The organism is Nitrobacter vulgaris, from assembly GCF_031453995.1.
GTDB classification, from domain to species: domain Bacteria; phylum Pseudomonadota; class Alphaproteobacteria; order Rhizobiales; family Xanthobacteraceae; genus Nitrobacter; species Nitrobacter vulgaris.
Genome location: NZ_JAVDPZ010000028.1, coordinates 45,197 through 53,836 on the forward strand (window position 1 = coordinate 45,197; position 8,640 = coordinate 53,836).

At 55.2% G+C, this 8,640-nt stretch carries 8 protein-coding genes and 2 pseudogenes; 7 read left to right on the forward strand and 3 right to left on the reverse strand.

From position 1 onward, the window contains the following. Nucleotides 1-135 precede the first annotated feature (135 nt). The 4 genes and pseudogenes from GGQ85_RS15680 to GGQ85_RS15695 form a co-directional block, all read left to right on the forward strand. A pseudogene (locus GGQ85_RS15680) lies at nt 136-255 on the forward strand (helix-turn-helix domain-containing protein); the annotation flags it as partial. Nucleotides 256-352: 97 nt separating this feature from the next. After that, nucleotides 353-763, forward strand: coding sequence for a hypothetical protein (locus GGQ85_RS15685; RefSeq protein WP_309775296.1), 411 nt, complete (start codon nt 353-355; stop codon nt 761-763). 196 nt (nt 764-959) lie between these two features. Continuing rightward, nucleotides 960-2,225, forward strand: coding sequence for a DUF2130 domain-containing protein (locus GGQ85_RS15690; RefSeq protein WP_309775291.1), 1,266 nt, complete (start codon nt 960-962; stop codon nt 2,223-2,225). A gap of 642 nt (nt 2,226-2,867) precedes the next feature. After that, nucleotides 2,868-4,091: a tyrosine-type recombinase/integrase gene (locus tag GGQ85_RS15695; RefSeq protein WP_079445517.1), complete on the forward strand. Its 1,224-nt coding sequence runs from the start codon at nt 2,868-2,870 to the stop codon at nt 4,089-4,091. Nucleotides 4,092-4,133: 42 nt separating this feature from the next. Here GGQ85_RS15695 and ubiG read toward each other — a convergent pair whose 3' ends face one another. From ubiG to GGQ85_RS15710, 3 genes are all read right to left on the reverse strand, one after another. Further along, on the reverse strand, nt 4,134-4,832 hold the full coding sequence (ubiG, locus tag GGQ85_RS15700) for a bifunctional 2-polyprenyl-6-hydroxyphenol methylase/3-demethylubiquinol 3-O-methyltransferase UbiG (RefSeq protein ID WP_079445518.1): 699 nt from the start codon (nt 4,830-4,832) through the stop codon (nt 4,134-4,136). Next, nucleotides 4,829-5,194, reverse strand: coding sequence for a methyltransferase family protein (locus tag GGQ85_RS15705; protein ID WP_201789003.1), 366 nt, complete (start codon nt 5,192-5,194; stop codon nt 4,829-4,831). The genes ubiG and GGQ85_RS15705 overlap by 4 nt, the downstream gene beginning before the upstream one ends. A gap of 81 nt (nt 5,195-5,275) precedes the next feature. Then, nucleotides 5,276-5,515: a hypothetical protein gene (locus tag GGQ85_RS15710; RefSeq protein ID WP_201789004.1), complete on the reverse strand. Its 240-nt coding sequence runs from the start codon at nt 5,513-5,515 to the stop codon at nt 5,276-5,278. Between the two features lie 205 nt (nt 5,516-5,720). Here GGQ85_RS15710 and GGQ85_RS15715 point away from each other — a divergent pair, with 205 nt between their 5' ends. The 3 genes and pseudogenes from GGQ85_RS15715 to GGQ85_RS15725 all read left to right on the forward strand — a co-directional run bounded on the left by GGQ85_RS15715 (nt 5,721) and on the right by GGQ85_RS15725 (nt 8,167). Beyond that, nucleotides 5,721-6,599, forward strand: coding sequence for a hypothetical protein (locus GGQ85_RS15715; RefSeq protein ID WP_309775293.1), 879 nt, complete (start codon nt 5,721-5,723; stop codon nt 6,597-6,599). A gap of 49 nt (nt 6,600-6,648) precedes the next feature. Next, a pseudogene (locus GGQ85_RS15720) lies at nt 6,649-7,554 on the forward strand (IS481 family transposase); the annotation flags it as partial. 445 nt (nt 7,555-7,999) lie between these two features. After that, complete coding sequence (locus tag GGQ85_RS15725; RefSeq protein ID WP_158081485.1) at nt 8,000-8,167, forward strand: hypothetical protein; 168 nt, start codon at nt 8,000-8,002, stop codon at nt 8,165-8,167. Nucleotides 8,168-8,640 lie beyond the last annotated feature (473 nt).

The window sequence follows — 8,640 nt, forward strand, 5'->3', positions numbered from 1 at the left end:
CGCCCGTGCAGGCGGCCTTCTGTGTCATTCGGCATGCAAAATTGACCCCGTAAGCCGGGGGATCGGCGTCCAAAATTGACCCCCTACAGGTTGGCTGTTGCGCTGCCTGCTTTGTCATGAAGCAGGTGGTCGGGGATGCTGATCGTGGAGACGATTGCGCGGATACGGCGCGAACACTTCATCAAGGGCAAGACGATCAAGGAGATCGCCCGTGACCTGAAGGTGTCGCGGAACACGGTCCGGAAGGTGCTGAGGTGACCTGCAGTCGCGGCATCTACGACAACATGAAGACGGCGGTGGAGACGATCTTCGTCGGCAAGGATCGCCGATACAACCGCCGCTTCATGCAGATGTGCAGCCATTACCTTGTCCTGCCAACTCGAACGCTTACAAGACACCTCATCGTGCAAAGGAATTTCTCGTCAAAGCGAAAAAAGGCATCGGCCAGACTCGGGTCGATGCCGTGCGCGCCGGCGCGTCGGCGCTGCGGCAGACGGTCGAAGAGATCATCATCCGGGATCTGTTCAAGGGCATCGTGAAGCGTTGGGATGAACAGGTGAAAATTGGAAATTTGAAGGACGTTGAATGGTCGAATGAAGTTGCTGACGAAATCTGCCTGTTGCAGGACGACATTTCGCGGATAATCGACGCTCATTCCACATCCGACGAGTTTTGCGGCGGCGTGCCGGACCCGGATGATTTGGAAAAACTCATTGCGCGAGTGGATGTTGTGCAAGCGAACGCGAAAAGGCGGCGTAAGTAAGTTGCTGGCTAAGCACCTGAGCAAGCGTATAACCATTTAAGGATGCCCGATAAGCGGCTTAGGTTGGGACCTGTTTGGTCCTTCAGGCGGGGTGTTCTGCTTTACAATTAGCATCATTGTCCCAGAGTTGACACATGCAGAAAGCGAAAACGAGGTCGGAGCCGTGGACATCGGTCTGTAGCCAAGGAGCTATGCCGTGAACGAGCCTCAAATCATTTGTCCAAACTGCAGCCATGAAATCAGGCTAACGGAATCGCTTGCCGCGCCCTTGATAGAGGCGACCCGTAAGAAGTTTAGCGAGCAGCTGGCTGCCAAGGATGCCGAGGTTGCGAAGAAAGAATACGCAGTTCGCCGGCAACAGGAGGAGCTCGCGCTGGCGCGCGAGTCCATTGAAGAGCAGGTGAAGCAGCAGGTGGGGGCCGAGCTCAGCCAGATCGTCGCGGCCGAAACCAAAAAGGCCCGGGAAGCTGTGACGTCCGAGATCGAGACTAAGAACAACGAGCTCGCCCAGCTGCAGCAGGCCCTGACTATCAACACTCAGAAACTCGCCGAAGCCCAGCAGGCGCAAGCCGAGGTGCTGCGTCAGCAGCGCGCCCTGGCCGATGAGCGGCGCGAACTAGAGTTGACGATCGAGAAGCGCGTCCAGGCCACCCAGTCCGACATTCTGGCCAAAGCCAGGTCTGAGGCAGAAGATTCATTAAAGCTGAAGCTGTCCGAGAAGGACCAGCAACTGGTCGCCATGGCCAGGCAGATCGACGAACTCAAGCGCCGTGCCGAGCAGGGATCGCAGCAAAGCCAGGGCGAAGCGCTCGAGCTCGAGCTTGAGACCCTCCTTAGAAGCAAGTTTCCGGCTGATATCATTGAACCCGTCGGAAAGGGCGAGTTTGGTGGTGACATCATACAGCGGGTCAACGCCGCTCTTGGTGACGCCGCTGGAGTCATCCTCTGGGAGTTCAAGCGAACCAAAAACTGGAGCGATGGCTGGCTTGCCAAATTGCGCGACGACCAGCGCGCCGCGAAGGCGGATGTCGCGCTAATCGTATCGCAGGCTCTTCCCCGGGAAGTGGATACTTTCAACCTGGTAGACGGAGTTTGGGTTGCGCACACCCGCTGCGCGATTCCGGTTGCGGTCTCCTTGCGTCAGACGCTCATTGCAGTTGCCGGCTCACGCGCGGCTCAGCAGGGCCAGCAGACCAAGATGGAGCAGATCTACCAATATCTGATGGGGCCGCGATTTCGGCAGCGTATCGATGCGGCCATCGAAAAGTTTGGCGACATGCGGGAGGATCTGGAGCGTGAGCGCAAGTTCATGACCAAGCAATGGGCTAAGCGCGAAGTGCAGATCATCAACGTGATAGAAACCACGGCAGGCATGTACGGTGACATGCAAGGTATTGCCGGCAGGGCTCTTCCGGAAATTGAGAGTCTGGCCATCCCCATGCTCGGGGGCCCCGGCGATTGATGAGGCTAGCGTCAACCCGTCAGGTGGTTGGCATATTAGTCTAGCAGGCGAGCTGACTAGCCCTCAACGCAACGATCATTCGCGGTATTCTTTAGCTCGCGTGATGGATCGATGGAGTAAACCGCTCGCTAATGAGAATCAGCGCTGCAGAGTGATGGAGAGGCAACAGACCACAAATCGAACCGGAGCCTGTCTCCTTACGAGCTGCGACGTCATTCCACGTGTTCTGTGAGCGCGATTGCTTCCAACCCTTTGGGAACGAACTGATCGACAAACCTTATCCCAGGCTGCGCGGGCCGCGACTGGGTATTGTCATAGGGAGACCATCGGGCAGCACCTCAAGAAGGAGCGCGCTCAAGGGCAAGGGCTTCAAAACGCTCTCGCGATCGCTGCCATTAGGGCCGAAATTAGGGCCTAAAACATAATTACATGAAAATATATAGAAATAACAATATAGTATGAAAATAACTTGGCGGAGAGGGAGTCCGCCTCCGCCTAACTCAAGAGAAGCCGGAGAGAGCCGTTAGTGGATAAAAAGCGTTAAGGTTACTGTAGGATACGACCTTACTGAGCGCCAGCGACTACCGATATAAACCGGTGAGAACCGGCTGCTCGGCCGGGGGTCAATTCGGGGGCCGAACGGTGGCCTTAAATGCGCGGCAGGTTGATACGCTAAGAGCGCCGGGACGCTACGGCGACGGTCAAGGCCTCTGCCTCCAAATAACGCCCAGCGGAGCGAAATCCTGGCTCCTGCGCTTTGAGCGAAACGGCCGCGAGCGCTGGATGGGGCTTGGTGCACTTCATACCGTGAGCCTTAAGGACGCACGTGAACGCGCCCGAAAAGCCAGACAACAACTTCTCGATGGCGTCGATCCGATCGAAGCGCGCAAGGCTGAGCGTACGAAAGCGGCTCTAGAAATATCAAAGGCGGTCACTTTCCAAGAAGCTGCCACGGCGTATTTCGATGCCCATCAAGCGAAATGGAGAAATGCAAAACACCGCAACCAGTTCATCTCCACCCTAAGGGAGTATGTCTTTCCCAAAATTGGCAAGCTCGCTGTGGCGGACATTGACATAGGGTCGGTTCTATTGGTCCTTGAGCCAATTTGGCCTATCAAAACTGAGACGGCCAGTCGGGTGCGCAGCCGGATCGAAGCCATCCTCGATTGGGCGACTGTTCGAAAACTACGGGACGGCGATAACCCGGCGCGTTGGAAAGGCAACCTGCAGCATGTTTTGCCTGCCCGCGCGCGGCTCGCCAAACCGGAGCACCATGCGGCTCTTCCTTATGCCGAAATTCCGGCTTTCACGGCATTGCTCAGAAAAAGGGAGGGCGTGGCAGCGCGCGCGCTTGAATTTGTAATTCTAACAGCTGCCCGAACAGGCGAGGTGGTGGGCGCTCAATGGGACGAGATCGATTTCGCGGCTCGGACATGGACCGTACCGGGTAACAGGATGAAAGCAGGCCGCGAACACCGCGTTGCGCTCAGCAACGAAGCGGTCGAAATTTTAAAAGGCCTGCCACGTGAAAAGGACAATTCGTACGTTTTCATCGGGCCAAGAGCCGGTGGTCTGAGCAACATGGCCATGGCAGCTGTCTTACGGCGGATGGACCGCGTGGACATCACCGTCCACGGCTTTCGGAGCACATTCCGCGATTGGGCCGCGGAGAGCACCGCGTTTCCCAATCATGTTGTGGAAATGGCGCTCGCTCATACCGTGGGCAACAAGGTTGAGGCCGCATATCGACGCGGCGATCTCTTAGCGAAGCGTCGGCAGCTGGCTGCTGATTGGGCAAAATTTTGCACTCGGATAGGCATCGGGAAAACGGAGTCGCTCGTAATACCAATTCGGTCGAATACTTAAGCGCGAAGCTCATTGCTTGTGTGCTTGTGCGAGAAATTTTTACTACCTGGCTCGCGCGTGACCAAGATACATAATGCTCTCGAACGGATGGGGCCCGAACGTAAAGTCGAGGTGCCGGTCAATTCCACGTGGGCCGAAGCCACACATAGGTCCGACTTGAAAACCTGCCTGTAGTAAGACTTCGAGAAGCTCGGTTGGCTTAATGAAGAGGTCACTGTCGTGCGCGCCCTGCGGCAGCAATCGAAGAACGCGCTCGCCCAGAGTGATGATTACGAATTTGGCAAGCCAAGTGCGGTTGATGGTATCGAATATGAACAGCCCCCCATGTCGCAACACGCGCCGGACATCGGCAATCACCCTGGGAAGATCGGCGACATGCTCCAGAACGTCCACACAGACGACCACGTCACAGGACGCGTCGGGCAATGGAATACTCTCGCCGGCGCCCACGATGTAGTCGATCTCGAGCCCGGACAGACGGGCATGGTCCACGCCAGCGGCAATCGCACCGTGCGATGGGTCGACGCCGACAACTTTGGCGCCTCGACGTGACAACTCTTCCGCAAGGAAGCCGCCGCCACAGCCCAAATCCAACACGCGTTTGTTGACCCAATCGCCGACCAGCGGGTCAATCATCATCATGCGCGCAGGCGCCATTTTATGTAGTGTGCGCAGCCATCGAGTCTCACCGCTCCACCATGTGTCAGCGTGCTTCTCGTAGATGGAGAGGTCGTTTTTCATACGTCGTCCGGCTTGGCAGGCGGCATTCGCCTTCGGTACAAGGGAAGCCAATAGGGCACCCGCTTCTGATAGGCCCGAAACTGTTCGCCAAAACGACGGGAGAAACGACGCTCCTTCAACAGTGGCCCGGTCACGCAATAAAGTGTCAGGACGAGCGCCACTTCGAGCTGGTCTGGGGTCCATGTTGGGACCGTCCAGAGTGTCATCGCAAAGGCGACGTAGATTGGTTGCCGGCAGAAACGGAAAAGACCACGTTGGGGCATGGGCGCGTAGCATGGCGGGACCATGCGATAGACGGCCCACCAGCCCAGAAAGCCTATTTGCTGCGCGAAGCCCGCGTCACGAATTGCTTTGAGAAGCAAGAGCCAACTCACGAGATAAAGAGTGCAGAGAGTTGCCAGTGCAAAGCCTTGGGCTTGCCACCAAATGATTCCGCTCGGAGACTAGCCCAGAAAGAACAGAGCTACCTGCACGGAGGCAATAGTGGCGTAAGTTGTCGTTGCAAGGTCTTGGCCAATCGGCCTGGGTGCTGCGCGCGCCAGCAGCTTGGCGCCGCGTCGTCCCAGCAGAGCTGAGTGCACAAGCGGAAACTGAAGAAGCAGGGCAAGGTTTGCAGCGACGCTCCATGGCGCGTCAAGACCGCCCAGCGATCGGCTCATGCCGAAGAACATCATCACGATCATAGCGCCGACCCCGACGATGAATGACGCATGGCATACGACGCCATACCGCGCCCGACCGCTAGTCGGGCAATTCTGAATCTAAACCCTATGAGGTCCTACCATGGTCAAACGATCTGTCATTCGAAACCACCAAGCGCGGCGACGGTGCCCCGCTTACAAAACTCAGCAAGTCAATTCACCACGTAATACGCAAGGACCTCACAGAATGGCAAAGTCAATAAGACGCCGACACGTTGGAGACTTATTCGCTGCAAACAAGTCAATCGCTTTTGGCCGTGGATACTGTGACTCGATCGAACAGTTTTGGAGGATAAAGCGGCCTCCGATCGAACTCAAAAACGCTTTGCGAAGCGCAGGCGTTTCAAAACTTTGGGATGAAGAAGTTTTGGTAGGGGAAAACTTCATGGGCTGGCGTCTTAGTGCTGAGGCGATTCAGATTCTCGACGAATATTTCGGGAATGGTGTTTCTCTTAGCGCCGTCCATATCGCCTATGAGTTCGATGTGCGCGATGACGTCGATCGCGATGCATTCGTCGAACTATTAGATCGGTACACGGCGCAAAAATATCAACGGTCAACCGACGAGACTTTTCGCTTTCAAGCCACGCACTATTCGATTGATACGAAAATTCGCCAACTCAATGGCCAGCGAAGGCCATCGAAGATCGTCGTTAAGTATCACGACAAGCCGGGCAAGCTCGATGGAGAACTAGAAAAGCCGCGTATTGAGATACGTCTTGAAACGCCAGCAGGCGTGAAAGCCACAGGCATCAGCAGACCGATCGATTTGCTCGATATTAAGCCGGATGAGATTTTCTGGAAATCAGTGATAATCCGTGATTATGCCGAACGCGCGATTAGAGCTACTCGAAGAGGAACGACACCATCACCTTTTATCAACATAGACAGGCGTGTGAGGGCTGTTTTAAGAAAAACCGGAAGAGGCTGTCTTTTGGAATATCGAAGGTTGTATCCTCGACGTTTTAAGAAACTGCGTGACAGGCGTGATCTACTAGAAATTGATTCGACACTGTATTATTTGAAATCAAGGAATAGAAAATCTGAGGGGGTCCTAGGTGTTTGATCCCGGGGTTTGATGGTGCAATCTTTTCCACGGATTGGAAGGGTGCGCTATGGGACAGATTCTTCACGGAAGCGCCACGACGACAGAGGCGGTCCGTCGAGCAATACAAAATAGTCAAGAGAGCCTGAGAGCGCTTGCTGCACGCTATAACGTCAACCCCAAGACCATTTTGAAGTGGAAGAAGCGTTCTACGGTCGCCGACCTTCCAACCGGACCCAGGACGCCAAAATCCTCGGTTCTTTCGGTAGAGGAAGAAGCGATCGTCGTTGCCTTTCGCCGACACACGCTGTTGCCGTTGGACGATTGTCTTTATGCTCTTCAGGCCACGATCAAGCATTTGACACGCTCGTCCCTGCATCGCTGCCTGCAACGTCATGGCGTCAGTCGGCTGCCGGAGATCGAAAGCGACACGGCCACGAAGAAAAAGTTCAAGTCCTACCCGATCGGCTTCTTCCACATCGACATTGCCGAAGTCAGGACGAAGGAAGGCAAACTCTATATATTCGTTGGAATCGACAGAACCTCGAAGTTCGCCTTCGTCCAATTGCATGAACAAGCCGATCGTCCCACAGCGGTCATCTTCCTTGAAGCCTTGATCGCAGCCGTGCCCTATCGGCTGCATACAATCCTTACCGACAATGGCATCCAGTTCGCGGATCTGCCTCGCAACCGCAATGGTTGGACGGCGCGCTACCGGGTTCATCGCTTCGACCAGATTTGCAATGAGCACGGCATTGAGCACCGACTAACCAAACCCAACCACCCGTGGACCAATGGACAGGTGGAACGAATGAACAGGACTATCAAGGAGGCTACGGTCAAACGCTATCATTACGATAGCCATGACGAACTACGCGTTCATCTGGCCAACTTCGTTGACGCCTATAATTTTGCTCGACGGCTTAAAACGCTCAAAGGCCTCACGCCATATGAGTCCGTCTGCAAATCCTGGACCTCAAAGGCGGCGGCAGAGTCACCGGACATCTATCGAGATCTTAAGGATATCGACGCGTTGATTATGGCCCGTGATCTGTATCGCGCGCTTAAAAAGCTGCGCGTTCTGATCCGCGCGAACGAGCATCTCAGGGTTGAAAATTCCGGAATCATCCAGGCTGATGATCCCGTTTGTTTGGTTGGAAGAAACGAGGCTGAAAACAGCAACCCTCTAAACTCACGGGATTAAATCCTTGAGCGAGGCTGTATATGTGCTGTGTTGATTTCGTCGCCGAGAGGACGATTTCCACGAGTAAGGCGGACGGGATTGAATCCGCGATCCTCCATTTATAACGCTAGCGAGATTCTGCTTCTTTCCGCACCGGTTGCTTCTAGCACGTCGCGACGGGGAACATTTGTCGCCGTCATCGCGTGGCCTTGGTTCTGGTTTTCATAATGGAGCAGTGATGGCACAGGAAACCTGCAAGTGCGGAGCGGTGTACGATGTGACCTATCACGACACGCCAATCCCAGATACCGATAGCGAGGACTGCGTTCATTGCGTGCGGCGGCTGGCGTCATGGCGCAATCAGACGATTTGGTCGGAATACACGCTGGTAAGTGCTCCGGGCTAGATCAGTCTGTCGGGGGCTATCCGCCGAACAATCGCGACCAAAAACCGCGAGGCCGGTTTCGTTCTATCTATTGCAGTATCAATCGATTGTATTCGTCGCTGACTGCCTTCATCGAAATATGACCCTTGCTGCCCTCGGCTTGTTTGAGAAGCACATGATCTGTCGGCTCGGATATCAGCGCCGCATTCCTAGCTATACTGTTCTGCAAATCCTTGAAGGGGTCACTCGTTGATCTCCTCCCCGCTTGGAAGTCTATCGTTCGTTGAAGAAGTTGTTCGTGCTGGTTATCTGCGCGGGCGCTGCCCGCAGCCTGTCAAGCATCGCGTTGCAGTACTGCCTATATGCATTATATGGAGCGCCTTCACCGGCTTTCATTTGCTGTGCGTGGCGGTGACAAAGTAGGCCACGGAGCGCCGGCGTGATGTCGGTGCGGGCGGAGTAAAAACCGTCCAGTGGCTAGGTTGATCCCTTTG